Source organism: Rathayibacter sp. PhB1 (assembly GCF_004362935.1).
Classification (GTDB): Bacteria; Actinomycetota; Actinomycetes; order Actinomycetales; family Microbacteriaceae; genus Rathayibacter; species Rathayibacter festucae.
This window is the reverse complement of record NZ_SNYD01000006.1, coordinates 1-18862: the sequence shown is the minus strand read 5'-3', so window position 1 is coordinate 18862 and position 18862 is coordinate 1. Positions and strand designations below refer to the sequence as shown.

Genomic DNA, 18862 nt, shown 5'->3' with positions numbered 1-18862 from the left:
CCGATGGTCCAGGTCGATCGTGGCGAGCACCTGCGCGCAGGGGAGTGGCTCGATCCGAACCGGGAGTACTGGGAGGGGCGTGCCGGTGACGGCGCGCCCCTCCGGGCGTTCGGGGCGGCGGTCCCGGCCGGGGCGCGGGTCCTGCACCTGCAGTGCGGTGCCGGGGGCGACGCGCTCTTGCTCGCCGAGCGGGGCGAGGACGTCATCGGCGTCGACTTCTCGATGCCGGCGATCCGACTGGCCCGCGAGGCGGCGCGCGAGCGCGGTCTCGCCGAGCGGACCCGCTTCGTCTGCGCCAACCTCTACGAGCTGCGGCACATGCTGCCCGAGCCCGACGCCTTCGACGCCGTCGTGACGACCCTGGACGCGGTCGCCTGGCTCCCCGACCTCGAGGAGTGGGCGCGTGTCGTCGAGTGGTTCGTCGCACCGGGTGGGACCGCGGTGATCGGCGCGCAGGCGCGGCCGCGCGTCGACGACCCGGCGGTGCGCACCTGGGAGCGCTCGGGCGAGGACGTCGCGGAGGCTCTCCGGGCGACCGGTCTCGAGGTCGCCGCGAGCGCTCTCGACGGCGTCGCGTGGACGGCGACGAAGCCCGAATGAGCCGCCGAGCACGGCACTGCCTGCTCCGGGTGCCCGCTCGATTTGCATCGGTCCTGATCCCCGTGTAGTGTCTCTTCTTGTGCCGCGGGGTGGAGCAGTTCGGTAGCTCGCTGGGCTCATAACCCAGAGGTCGTAGGTTCAAATCCTGCCCCCGCAACAAGAAGAGGAAAGCCGGTCGCGAAAGCGGCCGGCTTTCGTCGTTGACGGCGGCGTCCCACGGCGCTACGAGGCCGCGTCGATGACGCTCAGCACATTGCCCGACGGATCGCGGAACCAGGCGATCGTCGGTCCCCGCCCGCGCATGACGCCGTTCTCGTCGGTCGGCATCTCGCTGTCCGAGTAGATCTTGGTGACGACGCCCGAGTCGTTGAGCGCCGCGACCGCCGCGTCGACGTCCTCGACGGCGAAGTTGAGGACCGTGAACTCCGCCGGCACATGGCTCGGCTTCGGGTAGGCGATGGCGCTCCCGCCGCCGGGCAGGGCGATGTCGAGGATCCCCATCGCGTTGACCGACACCTCCAGCCCGAGGACGTCGCCGTAGAACGCCCTCGCCGCCTCGACGTCCCGCACGCTGAAGCCGCTGAAGGCCCGCTCGCTCCGGATCATGACCGCACTCCCGTCCGCGCAGCGCCGTCGCCGCATCCTGCGCGCGACGCTACTCCGCCGGTCGGTGGATCACGAGGAGCACGCTGCACTGCGACTGCGACTGCATGCTGGTCGAGTAGCCCCGAAGGGGCGTATCGAGACCCACCACCGCCAGGAGTGCAGCCCTGCAGACGCATCCTTCTGACGCCGGTGGATCTCGATACGCCCGCTCCGCGGGCTGCTCGATCAGCATGAGGGTCCCTCTCCGCCGATGCTGCACGGAGGACCCGTCCCGCGGGCTGCTCTTCGTGGAGGACCCGCTTCGCGGACTGCTCTTCGTGGAGGACCCGCTTCGCGCGCTGCTCCATATGAAGGGTCCGCATCACGGGCCGCTTTGCCCGGGGTACGCCGTGGCGGCGCCCTGCATGTTGGTCTAGTAGCCCCGCAGGGGCGTATCGAGACCCGCCGTCCCCAGCAGGGCGGGTCTGCAGACTCATCCTTCTGACGCTGGTGGATCTCGATACGCCCGCTGCGCGGGCTACTCGATCAGCATGAGGGGCCCGCCCCGCGGGCTGCTCGATCAGCAGGAGGGGCCCGCTCCTCGGGTGCCCCGAGTCGCTCGGTGTGTCGGGCCGGGGTGCACGCTATCCTCGTCCGGGATGCGAAGGGTGCTGGTGTGAGCGACGAACAGGTGGACGAGACCGCAGGAGCGACCCGGGACGGGTCCCCGAGCGAGGGGATCCACCTCACCCGCCGGAGCCGGCGGGACGCCGAATCCGCCGCACAGACTCAGCGTCCGACTCCCCGCACCCGCCCGGTGCCCGTCGCCCCCGTGGCGGTGCGCACACCCGTCCTCGCGACGGTGGCGCCCGTCCGCCGCCGCCGCGGTCGCGTCCTCCGCACGACGGTCAGCACGGTCGCGGCCGCCGCCATCGCCGGCATGGTCGCCGTGATGGCCCTCCCCGCCTACTCCTTCGACCCCGCGCCCGACTCGCAGGCCGCGATCGAGGCCGCCGCCCGCATCCAGGCGCTCGGCAACCAGAAGCTCACGGTCGCGTCGACCGCCGTGCAGGAGCAGGTCATCCGCGACTCCTTCACCGCCCCCACGCAGGCGCAGCTCGACGAGGCCGCCGCGCAGGCGCGCGCCCTCGCCGCCGCCGCGGAGAAGGCTGCGGCCGATGCCGCCGCTGCCGCCGCCGCCGCAGCCGCCGAGGAGGCCTCCGGCACGTCCTCGGCCGCCGCCTCCCCGAGCCGCTCGGGCGGCACCAGCAGCTCCGTCACCCCCCGCGAGGAGGGCGATGACTACCCCTGGCGCGACGCGCTGACCGACGACCAGGGCGGCGGGCTCTCGCCGCTGCGCTACTACTACCGCGAGTGCGTCGACTTCGTCGCCTGGCGCCTGAACCGCGACCAGGGCTCCACCGGCGCCCCGTTCAAGTGGACCTGGGGCAACCTGACCCCCGGCGGCGGCAGCGCCTACGCCTGGGCCGGCCAGTGGGCCTCGCACGGCTGGGAGACCAGCACCACGCCCGTCCCCGGCGCCGTCGCCTGGTTCAACGGCAACCACGTCGCCTACGTGCAGTCCGTGAACGGCGACGGCACCGTCTCGCTCGAGGAGTACAACTGGGGCAACGACCACGCGTACCACGCGCGGACGATCCCGGCCTCGAGCGTCCCGCTCTTCCTCTACCCGCCGAGCTGATGGCGGCGCAGCGCAGAGCCTCGGCGCGCAAGGCCGCCCAGCCCGCGAGCGCGGCGGCCGTCGGCTTCGCCGTCGCGCAGTTCGCTCCGACCGACGACCGCGCGGCGAACCTGGCGGCGATCCGCCGCCTCGCCGGCGTCGCCGCCCAGCGCGGCGCGAGCGTCGTGGTCCTGCCCGAGTACAGCTCGTTCTTCGTCGACCCGCTCGGCCCCGAGCTCGTCGCCGCGGGCGAGGCGCTCGACGGCCCGTTCGTCCAGGGCCTCGACGAGATCGCGCGCGAGCTCGGCGTCCACCTGGTGGCGGGCATGGTCGAGTCGGTCGACGACGGCGAGCGGATCGCCAACACCCTCGTCGCGGTCGAGCCCGGGGGAGCGGTCGTCGCCACCTACCGCAAGCTGCACCTCTACGACGCCTTCGGCCAGACCGAGTCCGACTGGGTCGCGCCCGGAGAGATCGGCGTGCCGCAGACCTTCGAGGTGGGCGGCCTCGTCGTCGGCCTGCAGACCTGCTACGACCTGCGCTTCCCGGAGGTGACCCGCTGGCTCGTCGACGCGGGCGCCGACGTGGTCGCGGCCCCCGCCGAGTGGGTCCGCGGCCCGCTCAAGGAGGCGCACTGGCGCACCCTGGTCACCGCCCGTGCGCTGGAGAACACGATCTACCTCGTCGCTGCGGACCAGACCCCGCCGATCGGTGTCGGGACGAGCATGATCGTCGACCCGATGGGCGTCGAGATCGCCACGCTCGGCGAGGTCGAGGACGTCGCGGTCGCCTGGCTCTCCCAGGAGCGCATCGCCTCGGCGCGCGAGAAGAACCCCGCGCTCGCCCTGCGGCGCTTCGAGGTCCGCCCCGTCCGGGCCGGCCGCCGGTCAGCCGCGGCGCGCGAGTCCCGCTAGCCGCTCCGCCGCGCTGTCGAGCACCTCGAAGCGCTTGCAGAACGCGAACCGCACGAGCGAGCGGTAGGCGTCCGCGTCCTCGGCGCTGCAGAACGCCGACACCGGCACCGCCACCACTCCGGCGAGCCCGGGCAGCGCCCGGCAGAAGGCGGCCCCGTCGTCCCAGCCGAGTGGGGCCGCGTCCGCGACGTCGAAGTACGACCCCGCCGACGGCGACACCCTGAAGCCGGCCGCCGCGAGTCCGGCGGAGAGCACGTCGCGCTTGCGTTCCAGCGTCGCCGCGATGCCGGTGAAGAACGCGTCGGGCAGCTCGAGGCCGACGGCGACCGCGCCCTGGAACGGCGACCCGCTGACGTAGGTGAGGAACTGCTTCACCGCGAGCACCGCGGTGATCAGCGCGCGCGGCCCGGTGATCCAGCCGATCTTCCAGCCGGTGGTGCTGAAGGTCTTGCCCGCGGAGGAGACGGTGAGCGTCCGCTCCCGGGCGCCGGGCAGCGTCGCGATCGGCACGTGGCCGCCGTCGAAGCGCAGGTGCTCGTAGACCTCGTCGGTGACGATCAGCGCGTCGTGGCGGTGTGCGAGCCGCACGATCAGCTCCCGGGTCTCGGCGGGCAGCACGGAGCCGGTCGGGTTGTGCGGGTCGTTGACCAGGATGACCCGGGTGCGGTCGGTGACGGCGGCCGCCAGCTCCTCGTGATCGACGTGGAAGTCGGTTCCCCGCAGCGGAACCGTGCGGTGAACGCCGCCGGCCAGTGCGATCAGCGCGCCGTAGGCGTCGTAGTGCGGAGTGAAGGTGACGACCTCGTCGCCGGGCTCGAGGAGCGCGAGCAGTGTCGCCGCGAGCGCCTCCGTGGCGCCGGTGGTGACCAGCACCTCGCCGTCCGGGTCGACGGCGAGGTCGTAGAACCGCCGCTGGTGCGCCGAGACGGCCTCGCGGAGCACCGGGAAGCCCGGCCCCGGCGGGTACTGGTTGAGGCCCGCGGAGATCGCCGCGCGCGCCGCCTCGAGCACCTCCTGCGGCCCGTCCTCGTCCGGGAAGCCCTGGCCGAGGTTGATCGCCCCGGTCCGCGCGGCGAGGGCGCTCATCTCGCTGAAGACGGTGGCGGCGACCTCGCCGCTCGGGCCGAGAAGACCGGCGCCGGCGGCGGCGCGGGTCCAGGATCCGTGGATGCTCACCCCGCCAGTCTGGCGGCTGGAGCCCCCGCGGGCGCACCGGCGGGCATTGGCGTGCCGCTCGCAGGCGCGTCATAAGGAACGCACAGGTTCCCTGGTCAAGCTATCCCCGCTTGGAAGGAGCACCACCCATGACCGAGAGTCACGACGGTCCTCGTCAGCCGGAGGATCCCCGCACGCCGGAGGATCGCCGCCACGAGGCGAACCAGCCCATCTCCGGCGAGCACACCCCCGGACAGCCCACGTACCCCTCGGGCACCGGAGCGCCGTCGTCGTCCACCGGGCCCACCGAGCCCCTCCCGTCCTACACGTCGAACTCGGCGGAGGGGAACCAGGCCCAGCCGGTCCCGCCGACCCCGCGCTACGGCCAGTTCGCCCCTCCCGCCGCGCACACCGTGCAGAGCACCGAGCAGCCGCCCGTCGGCGAGCAGGGCTCGTTCGGCGGCGGCCAGCCCCCGGTCGGCCCGCCCACCGCCACCAAGCGCCGCGCCGGTGTCGGCGTCGTCGCCGCCCTCGCCATCGGCGCGGTCGTCGGCGGAGTCGCCGGGGCCGGCGTCTTCGGACTGTGGTCCGCCTCCAACGGAGCCGGCACCCGCGTCGTCTCCTCGAGCGGCTCGCAGACCATCACGGTGAACAACGCCGAGGACGCGACCACCGCGACCGCCGTCGCCGCGAAGGCCACTCCGAGCGTCGTCACGATCGCCGTCGCCGGCAGCTCCTCGTCCGGCACCGGCTCGGGCATCGTCCTCTCGAAGGACGGCTACGTCCTCACCAACACCCACGTCGTCACCCTCGACGGCCAGATCTCGGACGGAGCGGTCACCGTCACCACCTCGGACGGCCGCATCTTCACCGCGACCATCGTCGGCACCGACCCGACGCTCGACCTCGCCGTGATCAAGCTGGCGGACGCGACCGACCTGGTCCCGATCACCTTCGCCGACTCCTCCGAGGTCAACGTCGGGGACACCGCCGTCGCGATCGGCGCGCCGCTCGGCCTCTCCGGCACCGTCACCGACGGCATCGTGAGCGCGCTCAACCGCAGCATCCAGGTCGCCTCCTCCGCCGCCCCCGACGACTCGGGCGACAGCTCGAGCGGCGGCACGGAGAGCCCGTTCAACTTCGACATCCCGGGCCAGACCCAGCAGACGCCGGCCACGAGCACCATCTCGCTGCCCGTCATCCAGACGGACGCGGCGATCAACCCCGGCAACTCGGGCGGCGCGCTGCTCGACAGCGACGGCGAGCTGATCGGCGTCAACGTCGCGATCGCCAGTGCGGGGCAGTCCTCGAGCTCGGGAGGGCAGTCCGGCAACATCGGCGTCGGCTTCGCGGTCCCCAGCGCGGTCGCCGAGCGCGTCGCGAAGGAGATCATCGCGAACGGCTCCGCCACCCACGGCCTCCTCGGCGCGAGCGTCTCGGACTCCACCCAGGACGTCCTCGGCGCGAAGATCCAGGAGGTGACCAGCGGCGGTGCCGCGCAGGCCGCCGGTCTCGCCGCGGGCGACATCGTCACCGGAGTGGCCGGGACGCCGATCACGAGCGCCTCGGACCTCACCGCCCAGGTGCGCGCGCAGGCCGCGAACGCCGACGTGAAGCTGACCTACGTGCGCAACGGGAAGACGTTCGAGATCGACGTCACGCTCGGCACTATGGCCACCAGCTGACTCCTTCCGCAGTGAGCGGCAGCCCCCGGGGATCCGTCCCCGGGGGCTGCTCCGCGTCCGCGGGGCGGTGCACGGCCCGCTGGTAGTGTGGGGCGCCCGCGTCCGGCCAGGACGCCCGGCCCCGCCTCACGAACTGGACCCATGCAGCCCGAGACCCCGACGGACGACCTCCCCGATCTGCCCGGCGTCTCCTACGTGATGCCCGTGCTGAACGAGGTCACCCACGTGCGAGCGGCGGTCGACTCCCTGCTGGCTCAGGATTACACCGGGCCCTTCGACGTCGTCCTCGCGCTCGCGCCCAGCATCGACGGCACCGAGCGGCTCGTCGCCGAGCTCAGCGCGGCCGACGAGCGGATCCGCGTCGTGGCGAATCCCGTCGGCTCGACGCCGGCCGGACTGAACGCCGCGATCCGCGCCTCGCGGCACCCCGTCGTCGTCCGCGTCGACGCGCACTCCGTCCTGCCGCCCGAGTACGCGCGGATCGCCGTCGAGGCGCTGCGGCGCTCGGGCGCCGCGAACGTCGGCGGAGTGATGGCGGCCGAGGGGCTGACGCCGTTCCAGCGCGCCGTCGCCCGCGCCTACGGCTCGCGGATCGGCCTCGGCGGCACCCCGCACCACGTCGGCGGCGAGGAGGGCCCGGCGGACACGGTCTACCTCGGCGTCTTCCGCCGCTCCGCCCTCGAGCGCGCCGGGCTCTTCGACGAGCGCTTCAAGCGCGGCCAGGACTGGGAGCTCAACCGCCGGCTGCGCGAGGCGGGCGGCCTCGTCTGGTTCACCCCGCGGCTCACCGTCACCTACCGGCCCCGGCCGTCGATGCGGGCGCTGCTGCGGCAGTTCCTCTCCACCGGGATGTGGCGGGGCGAGCTGACCCGGCTGTTCCCGGCCTCGCGGTCCCTCCGCTACTTCGCACCCCCCGTCCTCGTGGCGCTGCTCGCCCTCGGCCTGCTCGCCGGGGTCGCCGGAGCGCTGCAGGCGCTGCTCGGCGCAGCGCCCTGGCTGCTGCTCGGCCTCGTCGTCCCGGTCGGCTACCTCGCCCTCGTGGCGGCGGCCACGATCGCCGTCGCCCGCGTCGACGGACCGCGCGCCATGCTGTGGTTCCTCGTCGTGATCCCCGCCATCCACGTGGCCTGGGGCACCGGCTTCGTGCTCGGCTTCGCGGGCCTCACCAGCAACATCGCGGCGCACCGCCACCACCCCGCGGCCGACTCCGCCGCCGACTCCGCGAGGGACGCATGACCAGCACCGCCAGACCGCGATCGATCGCCGAGCTCCGCGCGGTCGCCCAGCCGCCCGAGGTCCGCGGGCGGCGCAACGCCGAGCACTGGACGGCGTCGCTCTACCTGCGCCGCTTCTCGCCGTACCTGACCATGCAGCTGCTGCGCACCTCGATCTCGGCCAACGGCGTGACCGGGCTGATGATCCTCGTGGGCTGGAGCGCGGCCGCGGCGCTGCTGATCCCCGGGATCGCGGGAGCAGCGCTCGCGCTGATCCTCGGCCAGCTGCAGATGCTCGTCGACTGCTGCGACGGCGAGGTCGCGCGCTGGCGCCGCACCTCGTCGCCCGCCGGCGTCTTCCTCGACAAGGTCGGCCACTACACGACCGAGTCGCTGATCCCGATCGCGCTCGGACTGCGCGCCGCCGGGATCCCCTTCGACGCTCCGGAGGACTTCCTGTGGACCTCGATCGGCCTCGCGCTCGCGCTGGTGATCGTGCTGAACAAGGCGCTCAACGACATGGTGCACGTCGCCCGGGCGAACGCCGGGCTGACGAAGCTCGCCGACACGAAGGGGGAGGCGACGCCGTCCTCCTCCGCTCTCGCGCGCCTGCGCCGTGCCGCGCGGTTCGTGCCGTTCCACCGGCTGTACCACTCGGTCGAGCTGACCATGCTGGCCTTCGCCGCGAGCCTGGTCGGGCTGGTCGTCGGCGCCGGAACGGCCGACCGGGTGCTGGTGTCGGCGCTGCTGCCGCTCGCGCTCCTCGCGCTCGTCGGCCACTTCGTCGCGATCATGGCGTCCAAGCGTGTCCGGTCCTGAGCCGGGCGGGCTGCCGCGCGTCGGCGTCGTCGTCCTGACCCAGGGCACGCGTCCCGACGACCTCGCGGCCGGGCTCTCGAGCGTCCTCGCCCAGAAGGGCGTCGAGCTCGACGTCGTCTGCGTCGGCAACGGCTGGGTGCCCGAGGGACTGCCCGAGGGGGTCCGCGCGCTCGCCCTCCCGGAGAACCTCGGCATCCCGGCCGGCCGCAACGCCGGCGTGCCGGCCGTCGCGGGGGAGTACCTGTTCTTCCTCGACGACGACGCGCGCGTGCCCTCGCCGAGCTTCCTCCGCGACGCGATCGCGCTGCTCGCCGCGCCGCGCCGGATCGGCATGGTGCAGCCGCGGGTCGACAGCGTCGACGGCACTCCCGCGCCCCGGCGCTGGACCCCGCGCATCCTCAAGGGCGACCCGCGCCGCTCCGGACCCGTCTTCTCGGTCTGGGAGGGCGCGGTGGTGCTGCGCCGCGACGTCTTCGAGCGGACCGGCGGCTGGGCCGCTCCCTTCTTCTACGCGCACGAGGGCATCGAGCTGGCCTGGCGGGTCTGGGACACCGGGCGCAGCACCTGGTACGCGGGCGAGCTCGTCGCGCAGCACCCGGTGATCCAGCCGACCCGGCACGCCGACTACTACCGGCTGAACGCCCGCAACCGGGTGTGGCTCGCCCGCCGCTCGCTGCCGGCTCCGCTCGCGCTCGCCTACGTCGGCTCGTGGACCGCGATCCAGTGCCTGCGCTGGCGGAACGACCGTCCGGCGCTCCGGGCCTGGTTCGCCGGCTGGCGCGAGGGCTGGACCGCCGACCCCGGGGAGCGCCGCATTCTGGCAGGCCGGACGCTGCTGCGCATGACGGTCGCCGGGCGTCCCCCGATCGTCTAGCATCGGGGAATCCGCCCCCCGCCGGGCGGACGCCCCTCGGAAGGACGACGGTGTTCGATTCGACGCAGCCCCCCTCGACAGCTCTGCCCGGTGCAGTGCTGGACGAGCCGGTGCCCACCCCCGACGACCTGATCGCGGCCGTGCGCTCCCGCGTGGACGCCCTCGGCGGGCCGATCCAGGATCCGGAGTTCCAGTCGCGCCTGGACGCCCGCCTCCCGCGGCTGGTCGATCTGCTCGCCGCGGTCTACGCGCGTCGCGACGACCTCGTCGAGCAGATCGTCGCCCTGGTCGAGCTCGCCGCGACCTCCTGGCAGGAGCGCCCGGAGGACCTGCGCGCGCTCGATCGTGCACGCGGGCAGCACCCGGACTGGTTCCTCTCGAACAAGGCCCTCGGCGGCGTCTGCTACGTCGACCGCTTCGCCGGCGACCTCGCGGGGCTGCGCGCCGAGATCCCGTACTTCCGCCAGATCGGGCTCAACTACCTGCACCTGATGCCGGTCTTCGACGCTCCGGAGGGGGAGTCGGACGGCGGCTACGCGGTGTCCAGCTACCGCCGCGTGCGCCCGGACCTCGGCGACATGGACGATCTGCGCCTGCTCGCGGCCGAGCTGCGCGAGCACGGCATCGCGCTCGTCGTCGACTTCGTCTTCAACCACACCTCGAACGAGCACGAGTGGGCGCGGAAGGCGCTCGCGGGCGAGCAGCGCTACGAGGACTACTACTGGATCTACCCGGACCGCGAGCAGCCGGACGCCTTCGAGCGCACCACCCGCGAGATCTTCCCCGACGACCACCCCGGCTCCTTCGTGCAGCTCGAGGACGGGCGCTGGGTGTGGGCGACGTTCCACCGCTACCAGTGGGACCTCAACTACTCGAACCCCGAGGTCTTCCGCGCGATGGCCGGCGAGATGCTCTTCCTCGCCAACCAGGGCGTCGATGCGCTGCGGATGGACGCGGTCGCCTTCATCTGGAAGGAGCTCGGCACCACCTGCGAGTCCCAGCCTGAGGCGCACGTGCTGCTGCGCGCGTTCAACGAGGTCTGCCGGCTCGCCGCTCCGTCGCTGCTGTTCAAGTCCGAGGCGATCGTGCACCCCGACGAGGTGATCGAGTACATCGACCTCGAGGAGTGCCAGCTCTCCTACAACCCGCTGCAGATGGCGCTGACCTGGGAGGCGCTCGCGACCCGCGACGTCCGGCTGCTCGCCCAGGCCCTCGAGCGCCGGCACGCGCTGCCGGCCGGCACGGCGTGGGTCAACTACGTCCGCGGGCACGACGACATCGGCTGGACCTTCGCCGACGAGGACGCCGCCGAGCTCGGCATCGACGCGGCCGGGCACCGGCGCTTCCTCAACGACTTCTACACCGACCGCTTCGAGGGGACCTTCGCCCGGGGCGTGCCGTTCCAGGAGAATCCGCGCACCGGCGATCGCCGGGTGTCCGGCACGACCGCCTCGCTCGCGGGCGTCGAGGCCGGCGACCCGTACGGGATCGACCGGGTGCTGCTCGCGCACTCCATCGCCCTCAGCACCGGCGGTCTGCCGCTGCTCTACCTCGGCGACGAGGTGGGACAGCTGAACGACCACGGCTACCTGGACGACCCGAGCACCGCGGGCGACTCCCGCTGGGTGAACCGCCCGCGGCGGCCCGCCGAGCGCTACGCCGAGCGCGAGACCCCCGGCGCCGACGCGGCCGAGATCTTCGGCGGGCTCCTGCACCTGATCGCGATCCGCAAGCGGACCGACCTCTTCGCGGGCAACGCGCTCGCGGTCTTCGACGCGGTCAACGACCACGTGCTCGGCTACCAGCGCCCCGGCGACGGCGAGGCCGTGCTCGTCCTGGCCAACGTCTCCGACGAGGCGCAGGAGGTCGCGCCGGAGCGCTTCGGCGGTTTCGCCCCCGAGGCGGTCGACCTGGTGACCGAGATCGCCGTCGACCTCCGCGAGGGCTTCCGCCTCGCCCCCCTGCAGTTCGTCTGGCTCCGAGTGACGCCGGCCTCCGCCTCGCCGGCCGAGTAGTCCCGAAGGAGCCCATCACTTGCTGGTCGAGTAGCCCAGCAGGGGCGCGCCACATGCTGGTCGAGTAGCCCCGCAGGGGCGTATCGAGACCCACCGTCGCACGGAGGCCTGTCTGCAGAGCCGACCTTCCGGCGACGGTGGATCTCGATACGCCCGCTGCGCGGGCTACTCGATCAGCATGGTGGCCGCTGCGCGGGCCGCATGATCAGCATGCTGGTCACCGCTCCGGCTACTCGATCAGCAGGTAGAACCCCGGCTTGTAGCCTGGACCGATGACATCCGCACCCCGCGCCGTCCTCTCCCGCCTGCTCCGGGACGCGACGCTGGCGCGCGGAGTGGCCGGCGACCTGCTGACCGCGCGGCGGGCCCGCCGCGACGTCGCCCGCGAGCTCGCGGCCCGCGCGCCGCTGACGCCCGGTGTCTTCGAGATCGGCGTCTACTTCGCCGACGGCGACATCAACCTCTACCAGCTGCGCCAGTGGTACGCGCCGCTCCAGGAGCTCGCCAAGACCCATCCGGTCGTCCTCCTCTCCCGGAACGCCACCGCCACCCGGGCGCTGCTGCGCGAGAGCCCGCTCCCGGTCGCGCACGTGCGCTCCGTCGCCGACCTCGAGACCGCCATCGACGAGCAGCCGCTGCGGATCGTCCTCTACGTCAATCAGAACGCGCGCAACTTCCAGATGATGCGCTACGGGCGCCGCTGGCACGTCTTCGTCAACCATGGCGAGAGCGACAAGATGTACATGACGACCAACCAGTTCAAGGCCTACGACTACAGCTTCATCGCCGGCGACGCCGCGCTCGCGCGCCTGCGCCGCGTCCTCTGGGACTTCGACTTCGACAAGCGCGCCCTCGCCATCGGCCGGCCGCAGGCGGACCACGTCTCGGGCCGCACCCCGTACCCCGAGGACGGGCGTCGGGTGGTCCTCTACGCCCCCACCTGGGAGGGCGACCGCCCCGCCGCCGGCTACGGCTCGATCCGCACCCACGGCGTCGCGCTCACCCGCGCCCTGCTGGCCGACCCCCGCTACCGCCTGGTCTACCGGCCGCACCCGCGCAGCGGCGCCGTCGACCCGGCCTACGGGGCGGCGGACCGAGAGATCGTCGCGCTGATCGCGGCGGCGAACGCGGCGGACCCGGCGGCCCGGCACGTGCACGACACCTCCGCCGAGCTCGGCTGGCAGCTCACCGCCGACATCGCGGTGCTGGACGTCTCGGCCATGGTCTACGACCGGCTCGCGACCGGCCGACCGCTGCTGGTCACCCGGCCGATCAGCCCGGCGGCCGAGGTCGACGAGTCCGGCTACCTCGGCGATGCGGAGTGGCTGCGCGCCGAGGATGCGACCGCGATCGTCGCCCGGCTCGAGAGCGTCGAGCACGACGAGGCGGCGGTCGAGCGCCTCGAGCGCTGGGTCGCCCACTACTTCGGCGACACGAGCCCCGGAGCCGCGACCGCCCGCTTCCACGCGGCGATCGAGCAGCTGCTCGCCGAGTGGGACCGGCACGCCGAGCTGCACCGCGACGACGCCGCCGTCGACGAGCACGATCCCGAGCACTGAGCGGGCCGCCGGCCACGCGGCCCACCACCCCTCGGGCGCCCGTCCGTCAAGCCTTCTCCCGCGGCGCGGGCGGCCGTCCGGGCCCCGCTACGCTCGACGCATGATCACCCCGCGCGCCTTCGCCCGCTCCCGCCGGCGTGCCGCCGCGCCGGCCCAGCCCGTCGTCGAACCCGACATCGTGGTGTCGAGCGACCCGGAGCGACCGCAGTTCACCATCCGCTCGTTCCGGATCGGCCTGTTCGGCGGTCTCGGCGTGCTCGTCGCCCTCGTGGTCGGCGGGCTCGTCGTCTCGCTGGGCACGGTGCTCACCTACGTGTTCGTCGCGCTGTTCTTCGCCCTCGGCCTCGACCCGCTCGTCTCCTGGCTGGAGAGCAAGAGGATCCCGCGCGCGCTGGCGATCACGATCGTGCTGGCCTCGGTGCTGCTGATCTTCGCCGGGCTGCTCCTCTACATCATCCCGATCCTGATCGAGCAGCTCACCATCTTCGTGACGAGCGCTCCCCGGATCGTCTCCGACATCGCCTCGCAGCCGTGGGTGCTCGACCTGGAGCGGCAGCTCAGCGGTGTCGTCGACGTCGACTCGCTCATCGGCAACGTGCAGAGCTTCATCGGCAACCCGAACAACCTGCTCTCGCTCGGCGGCGGCATCCTCGCGGTCGGCAGCGGCATCGCGAGCGGCGTGACCGGCGCGATCATCGTGCTGATCCTGACCCTCTACTTCCTGGCCTCGCTGCGCTCGATGAAGTCGGTCGCGTACCGCTTCGCGCCCGCCTCCCACCGCCCGAAGGCGCGCGAGGTCGGCGAGGAGATCACCGGTGCGGTGGGCCGCTACGTCGTGGGCCAGGTCTCGCTCGCGGCCGTCAACGGCGTGCTGACCTTCATCCTGCTGCTGATCATCGGCGGCCCGGTGCCGGCGCTGCTGGCCTGCGTGGCCTTCCTCGGCTCGCTGATCCCGCTCGTCGGGACGATCTCGGGCGCCGTCATCATCTCGCTCGCCTGCCTGCTCGCCTCGCCGGTGACAGCGCTCGTCGCGGCGATCTACTACCTCGTCTACATGCAGGTCGAGGCGTACGTCCTCAGCCCGCGGATCATGAACCGCGCCGTGTCCGTGCCCGGCGCCGTCGTCGTCATCGCGGCCGTCGCGGGCGGGACGCTCGCGGGTGTGCTGGGGGCCCTCGTGGCGATTCCGGTGGCGGCGTCGGTGATCATCGTGGTGCAGAAGGTCGTGTTCCCGAGGCAGGACACCAAGTAGGGTCCACTTCGGCGCGTCGCTTCGCGACGGCGCGGGGGCGGCTCGGGGCGCGTCACTGCGTGACGGCGCGGGTGCGGTACCTCGCCGCGGCTCCTTCCCGCGCGCCTGCGGCGCGCCCGCCAGACCCGAGCCAGGAGCCGCGACGAGGCACCGCACCCGCGCCTCGTGCTCGGTCGGATGGGAGCCCAGCGGCAGCATGCTGGTCGAGTAGCCCCGGAGGGGCGTATCGAGACCCGCGTCCTCAGCGGGGCGGGTCTGCGGACTCGTCCTCCCATGACGGTGCGGGATCAGCGGAAGGGCGGCACCGTGCTGTCGACCGTGCTGGTGAAGGCGTTCACGGATGCGGGCGGCTCGGGCGCGGACCCGGGGGCCGGCGCCGCGGGGAGGGTGCGGGTTACCAGGGGGACGGTGCCCGCCCAGACGCCGGGGGTCTGGGCGTCGTCGTCGGAGGGGCCGGCGGCGCGGATCTTCAGGCTGGCCTCGGCGAGGGGCAGGCGGAGGACGAGGGTGGCGGCGATCTCGCGGGCGGTGCTCGCGCGGGTCTCGGCGGGGCGGCCGGGCAGGAAGCGCTCGGTCAGCAGATCGAGGGCGCGGGCCTTGCCGGGGCCCTCGACGGGCTCGGCGCGGCCGAGGATCATCGCGGAGCGGTAGTTCATCGAGCTGTCGAAGGCGGAGCGGGCGACGACGAGGCCGTCGACGAGGGTCACGGCGACGGTGAGCAGCGAGCCGCGCGCCGCCTCGCGCAGGAGGCCGCCGCCGCTCGAGCCGTGCAGGAGGAGGTCGTCGCCGTCGCGGGCGAAGAGGATCGGCAGCACGATCGCGGCCCCCTCGCGGACGACGGCGACGTGCGCGATCAGCGCTTCGTCGAGCAGGGCGTCCAGGGCGCCGCGGTCGAGGACCTGGCGGTCGCGGAGCCGGGTGACGCGGGTGCGGTCGGTGGTGTCGAGGGTGTCCATGGTTCGAGGATCGCGTCCGCACTGGATCTGCGAGAATGCCAGGGAGCCACGGGTCGAGTGGTCCAGAACGGGGGAGTCGATGGCGTCCGGTGATCTCGAGGTGCCGCTGCTGCTGCGGGCGCCGGAGCGCGGAGCGGTCCGCTCCGGGCTGGCCGAGGCGCTGCGGGCGGCGGTGCTCGACGGGCGCTACGGGGCCGGCGACGCCATCCCGTCCAGCCGGGTGCTGGCGCAGCAGCTCGGGGTCTCGCGCGGGTCGGTCGTCGCCGCGGTGGACCAGCTGGTCGGCGAGGGCTACCTCGTGGCGCACCCGCGCGCTGCGGTGACGGTGGCAGCCGACGGGGTGGTCGTGCCGATCCGGTCCCGGGTCGAGCGGGCGGAGCCGGCGGTGATGCCGGCGACGGTCCGGCTGGATCTGCGGCCGGGGCGCCCGGACACGCGCGATCTGGACGGGCCGGAGTGGCGGGCCGCCTGGCGGCCGGCGCTCTCGGCTCCGCCCTCGGAGCTGCCGTCGGCAGCAGGGCACGCGGGTCTGCGGGGGCGGATCGCCGAGCAGCTGCGGCGCTCGCGCGGGATCGACGTCGAGGCGGAGGACGTCCTCGTGACGAGCGGGACCGCGGACGCCGTCGCGCTGCTGGTGCGGGCGGCGGTCGCCGCGCTCGGCCGTCCGGTGCGGGTGGCGGTGGAGGACCCGGGCTACCCGGCGGTGCGGCGGCGGCTGCGTGCGGAGGGCCACGAGCTCGTGGGGGTGCCGGTCGATGCGGACGGCATCGACCTGGACGCGCTCGCGACGAGCGGCGCGGACGTCGTGGTCGTCACGCCCTCCCACCAGTACCCGACCGGAGGCCGACTGGCGCTCGCCGCCCGGCTCGAGCTGGTGCGTCGCGCGGCGACGGAGCGGCTGCTGGTGATCGAGGACGACTACGACAGCGAGTTCCGCTACGTCGGCGCACCGCTGCCGGCGCTCGCGTCGCTCGACGGCGGCGGCGGAGTGGCGCACGTCGGCTCGTTCTCGAAGACGGTGTCGCCGTGGCTGCGGGTGGCGTACCTGGCGCTGCCGCCGTCGTCGTGGCTGCACGGGGCGGTGCGGGAGGTGGACGCCGAGCGCGACGCCTCCGTCTCGGGCCCGACGCAGGAGGCGCTCGCCGCCTTCATGGCGGGCGGCGGCTTCCGGCGGCACCTCACCCGCTCGCGGCGCCGCTACGCGCACCGTCGCGGGCTGGTCCGCGACTTCTCCGAGGCGATCGACTGGGGCTCGGCGCGTGGACTCGACGGCGGGCTGCACGTGGTGCTCAGGCTGCCCGCGCCGCTCACGGCGAGGGCAGTCGTCGCGGCACTCGCGGCGGAGGGGCTCCTCGTCGCTCCGCTCGACGACTACGCCCTGGCCGACCGCGCGGAGGAGGAGGCGTTGGTCCTCGGCTACGGCAGCGCGAGCGATCTCGAGCTGACCGCCGCGCTGAGCACGATCGACCGCACCGTCCGGGCACTGCTCGGCGGCGGTCCCGCCGTCCGTGGTATCCCTGGAGGATGACCGCCGACTCCGCCCTGCACATCACCGACGACGCCGACGCCGACGCGTTGCTCACCCGCGACCCGCTCGCCCTGCTGATCGGCATGCTGCTGGATCAGCAGGTCGCGATGGAGACGGCGTTCTCGGGGCCGCTGAAGCTCGAGCAGCGCCTGGCCGAGGAGGGGTCGTCCTTCGACGCGGCGGCGATCGCGGACTTCGACGAGGACCGCTTCTCGGAGCTGTCCCGGACGCCCCCGGCGATCCACCGCTACCCGGCGAACATGGCCGGCCGCGTGCAGACCCTCTGCCGCGCGATCGTCGACGACTGGGACGGCGACGCCTCGGCCATCTGGACCCGCGACGATCCCGACGGCCGCGAGGTGCTCGCCCGTCTCAAGGCGCTGCCCGGCTTCGGCGACCAGAAGGCCCGCATCTTCGTCGCCCTGCTCGGCAAGCGCCGCGGCTTCGAGGGCGCGGGCTGGCGCGAGGCCGCCGGCGCCTACGGCGAGGAGGACTCGTTCCGCTCGGTCGCCGACATCGTCTCGCCCGAGTCCCTCGCCAAGGTCCGCGCCACGAAGCAGGCGGCCAAGGCCGCCGCCAAGGCCAAGAAGTAGGACGCTCGCGCGGCTCGCACCTCATGCTGCGCGAAGCCGCTTCGCATCTCTGTGGTGAGGGAAAGGACGCGGCGGCACCCCGTCATGCTGGTCGAGTAGCCCCGCAGGGGCGTATCGAGACCCACCATCACCAGCAGGACGGGTCTGCAGACTCGCCTTCCGACGACGGTGGATCTCGATACGCCCGCTGCGCGGGCTACTCGATCAGCATGGCTTTCCCCATACGAACCAGGTGATGTCTCCTCGGAGACCCGCGATCGCCTGGAGGCTGGATCTCGAGACGCGCCCTGAGGCCGCTACTCGATCAGCATGGATGCGGCGGCTCCGCGCTCTGCTACCGGACCCGACCGGCGAGATCGAGGACCGACGTGATGCAGCTGCTCTCCGTGCCGGTCCCCGCGCCCCCTGGTCAGAACCGCTTGGCGATGGTTACCATGTCGTGTCTCCTTCCGGATCTCGCGATCCGGTCGGATGACTTCACCGGGCCGGGTGGACACGACTGAACGGTCGTCGGACAGTGTCCTTCCAGGTCACGTCCCCCACCCGGTCCGGCCCTCCGATCCCTCTGGACGCAGAGCGGAGCAGTCGCAGGCGGCGGCGTATCGAGACCTGCGGGAGCGTGCCGTGCCGGTAGCGTGGCGTTGATGCTGCCGTTCGACACCGCTCGACTCAGGTTCAGCGAGATGACCGCCGCGGACCTCGATCTCCTGTCCGGATTGCTCGGTGACGCGGAAGTGATGCGCTACTACCCGGCCCCGAAGACGCGCGCTGAGGCCGCCGACTGGATCGCCTGGAACCGGCGCAACTACGAGCGCGACGGCTTCGGGCTGTGGGTCATCGAGACCATGGACCGCGAGTTCGTGGGGGACTGCGGCCTGACCTGGCAGAGCGTCAACGGCGTCCCCGAGCTGGAGGTCGGCTACCACGTCCGCTCCTCCCTGCAGGGGCGGGGCTACGCCACGGAGGCCGCGACCGCCTGTCTCGAGCTGGCTCGACGGTGCGACCTCGCGGAACGCCTCGTGGCTATCATCCATCCCGAGAACAGCGCCTCCCAGCGCGTTGCCGAGAAGATCGGGCTCCGAGTCGCCGGTGAGGACCGCGACGCAGGCCCCCTGGTGCGGATCGTCCTCGCGACGCTGCTCGACGGGCCCCGGTCCCGTCCCGAGGAGGGTTGAGAGGCCGGAGAACGCTTCGGCCTGAGCTGCGCGGCCGAGGTCGTCCGGTGGGTGGATCTCGATACGCGCCCTGCGGGCGCTACTCGATCAGCATGCTTCTGCTGCTTCTGCCGCGGCTGCAGCTGCGGTTTCTCATCGCCTTCTGAGCGGACCGCGCCCTCTCATGCTGGTCGAGTAGCCGCGCAGCGGCGTATCGAGACCCCTTGTGGTCAAGTGGTTGTTGCAACGAGGAGTTGGTCGAGGCGTTGGGCGGGGGT

Annotated in this window: 16 protein-coding genes and 1 tRNA gene; 14 read left to right on the top strand and 3 right to left on the bottom strand. The window is 73.2% G+C overall.

Translation table 11 applies throughout. The annotated features are described in order from the left end of the window. Positions 1–3: 3 nt before the first annotated feature. Together EDF17_RS15715 and EDF17_RS15710 are read left to right on the top strand one after the other, a co-directional pair. A complete protein-coding gene (locus tag EDF17_RS15715) occupies positions 4–600 on the top strand; it encodes a class I SAM-dependent methyltransferase (protein ID WP_123447576.1) in 597 nt (198 codons plus the stop codon). Positions 601–683: 83 nt separating this feature from the next. Further along, positions 684–757, top strand: a tRNA-Met gene (locus EDF17_RS15710). Between the two features lie 65 nt (positions 758–822). On the opposite strand, the gene EDF17_RS15705 is transcribed toward EDF17_RS15710, so the two are convergent. Further along, positions 823–1206, bottom strand: a complete 384-nt coding sequence (locus tag EDF17_RS15705) for a VOC family protein (RefSeq protein ID WP_123447575.1) — start codon at positions 1204–1206, stop codon at positions 823–825. Between the two features lie 655 nt (positions 1207–1861). On the opposite strand from EDF17_RS15705, the gene EDF17_RS20495 reads away from it, so the two are divergent. Continuing rightward, a complete protein-coding gene (locus EDF17_RS20495) occupies positions 1862–2887 on the top strand; it encodes a CHAP domain-containing protein (protein ID WP_133672112.1) in 1026 nt (341 codons plus the stop codon). Then, complete coding sequence (locus EDF17_RS15695; protein ID WP_123447572.1) at positions 2887–3780, top strand: carbon-nitrogen hydrolase family protein; 894 nt, start codon at positions 2887–2889, stop codon at positions 3778–3780. The genes EDF17_RS20495 and EDF17_RS15695 overlap by 1 nt, the downstream gene beginning before the upstream one ends. Here EDF17_RS15695 and EDF17_RS15690 read toward each other — a convergent pair. Then, the gene (locus tag EDF17_RS15690) at positions 3754–4956 is read right to left on the bottom strand and encodes an aminotransferase class I/II-fold pyridoxal phosphate-dependent enzyme (RefSeq protein WP_123447571.1); all 1203 of its coding nucleotides are present in this window, start codon (positions 4954–4956) and stop codon (positions 3754–3756) included. The two genes, EDF17_RS15695 and EDF17_RS15690, sit on opposite strands and share 27 nt — an antisense overlap. A gap of 128 nt (positions 4957–5084) precedes the next feature. On the opposite strand from EDF17_RS15690, the gene EDF17_RS15685 reads away from it, so the two are divergent. From EDF17_RS15685 to EDF17_RS15655, 7 genes are all read left to right on the top strand, one after another. Further along, positions 5085–6620: a trypsin-like peptidase domain-containing protein gene (locus EDF17_RS15685; RefSeq protein ID WP_123447570.1), complete on the top strand. Its 1536-nt coding sequence runs from the start codon at positions 5085–5087 to the stop codon at positions 6618–6620. A gap of 141 nt (positions 6621–6761) precedes the next feature. Next, positions 6762–7856 carry a glycosyltransferase family 2 protein gene (locus EDF17_RS15680; protein WP_123447569.1) on the top strand — a complete coding sequence of 365 codons (1095 nt, stop codon included), beginning with the start codon at positions 6762–6764 and terminating at the stop codon, positions 7854–7856. Next, positions 7853–8653: a CDP-alcohol phosphatidyltransferase family protein gene (locus EDF17_RS15675; protein ID WP_123447568.1), complete on the top strand. Its 801-nt coding sequence runs from the start codon at positions 7853–7855 to the stop codon at positions 8651–8653. Before EDF17_RS15680 ends, EDF17_RS15675 begins: the two co-directional genes overlap by 4 nt. After that, a complete protein-coding gene (locus EDF17_RS15670) occupies positions 8640–9527 on the top strand; it encodes a glycosyltransferase (RefSeq protein WP_123447567.1) in 888 nt (295 codons plus the stop codon). The genes EDF17_RS15675 and EDF17_RS15670 overlap by 14 nt, the downstream gene beginning before the upstream one ends. 152 nt (positions 9528–9679) lie before the next feature. Then, positions 9680–11542: an amylosucrase gene (locus EDF17_RS15665; protein WP_243732940.1), complete on the top strand. Its 1863-nt coding sequence runs from the start codon at positions 9680–9682 to the stop codon at positions 11540–11542. Between the two features lie 272 nt (positions 11543–11814). Then, complete coding sequence (locus tag EDF17_RS15660) at positions 11815–13101, top strand: hypothetical protein (RefSeq protein WP_243732926.1); 1287 nt, start codon at positions 11815–11817, stop codon at positions 13099–13101. 100 nt (positions 13102–13201) lie between these two features. Further along, positions 13202–14353 carry an AI-2E family transporter gene (locus EDF17_RS15655; protein WP_123447566.1) on the top strand — a complete coding sequence of 384 codons (1152 nt, stop codon included), beginning with the start codon at positions 13202–13204 and terminating at the stop codon, positions 14351–14353. A gap of 287 nt (positions 14354–14640) precedes the next feature. Here the strand turns inward: EDF17_RS15655 and EDF17_RS15650 are convergent, their stop codons facing one another. After that, on the bottom strand, positions 14641–15309 hold the full coding sequence (locus tag EDF17_RS15650) for a pyridoxamine 5'-phosphate oxidase family protein (protein ID WP_123447565.1): 669 nt from the start codon (positions 15307–15309) through the stop codon (positions 14641–14643). Between the two features lie 79 nt (positions 15310–15388). Between EDF17_RS15650 and EDF17_RS15645 the strand changes: the two genes are divergently transcribed. The 3 genes from EDF17_RS15645 (at position 15389) to EDF17_RS15635 (ending at position 18605) form a co-directional block, all read left to right on the top strand. Continuing rightward, a complete protein-coding gene (locus EDF17_RS15645) occupies positions 15389–16837 on the top strand; it encodes a PLP-dependent aminotransferase family protein (RefSeq protein WP_166649711.1) in 1449 nt (482 codons plus the stop codon). Next, positions 16834–17430, top strand: a complete 597-nt coding sequence (locus EDF17_RS15640) for an HhH-GPD-type base excision DNA repair protein (protein ID WP_123447563.1) — start codon at positions 16834–16836, stop codon at positions 17428–17430. Before EDF17_RS15645 ends, EDF17_RS15640 begins: the two co-directional genes overlap by 4 nt. Positions 17431–18074: 644 nt before the next feature. Continuing rightward, positions 18075–18605 carry a GNAT family N-acetyltransferase gene (locus tag EDF17_RS15635; RefSeq protein WP_123447723.1) on the top strand — a complete coding sequence of 177 codons (531 nt, stop codon included), beginning with the start codon at positions 18075–18077 and terminating at the stop codon, positions 18603–18605. Positions 18606–18862: the final 257 nt, after the last annotated feature.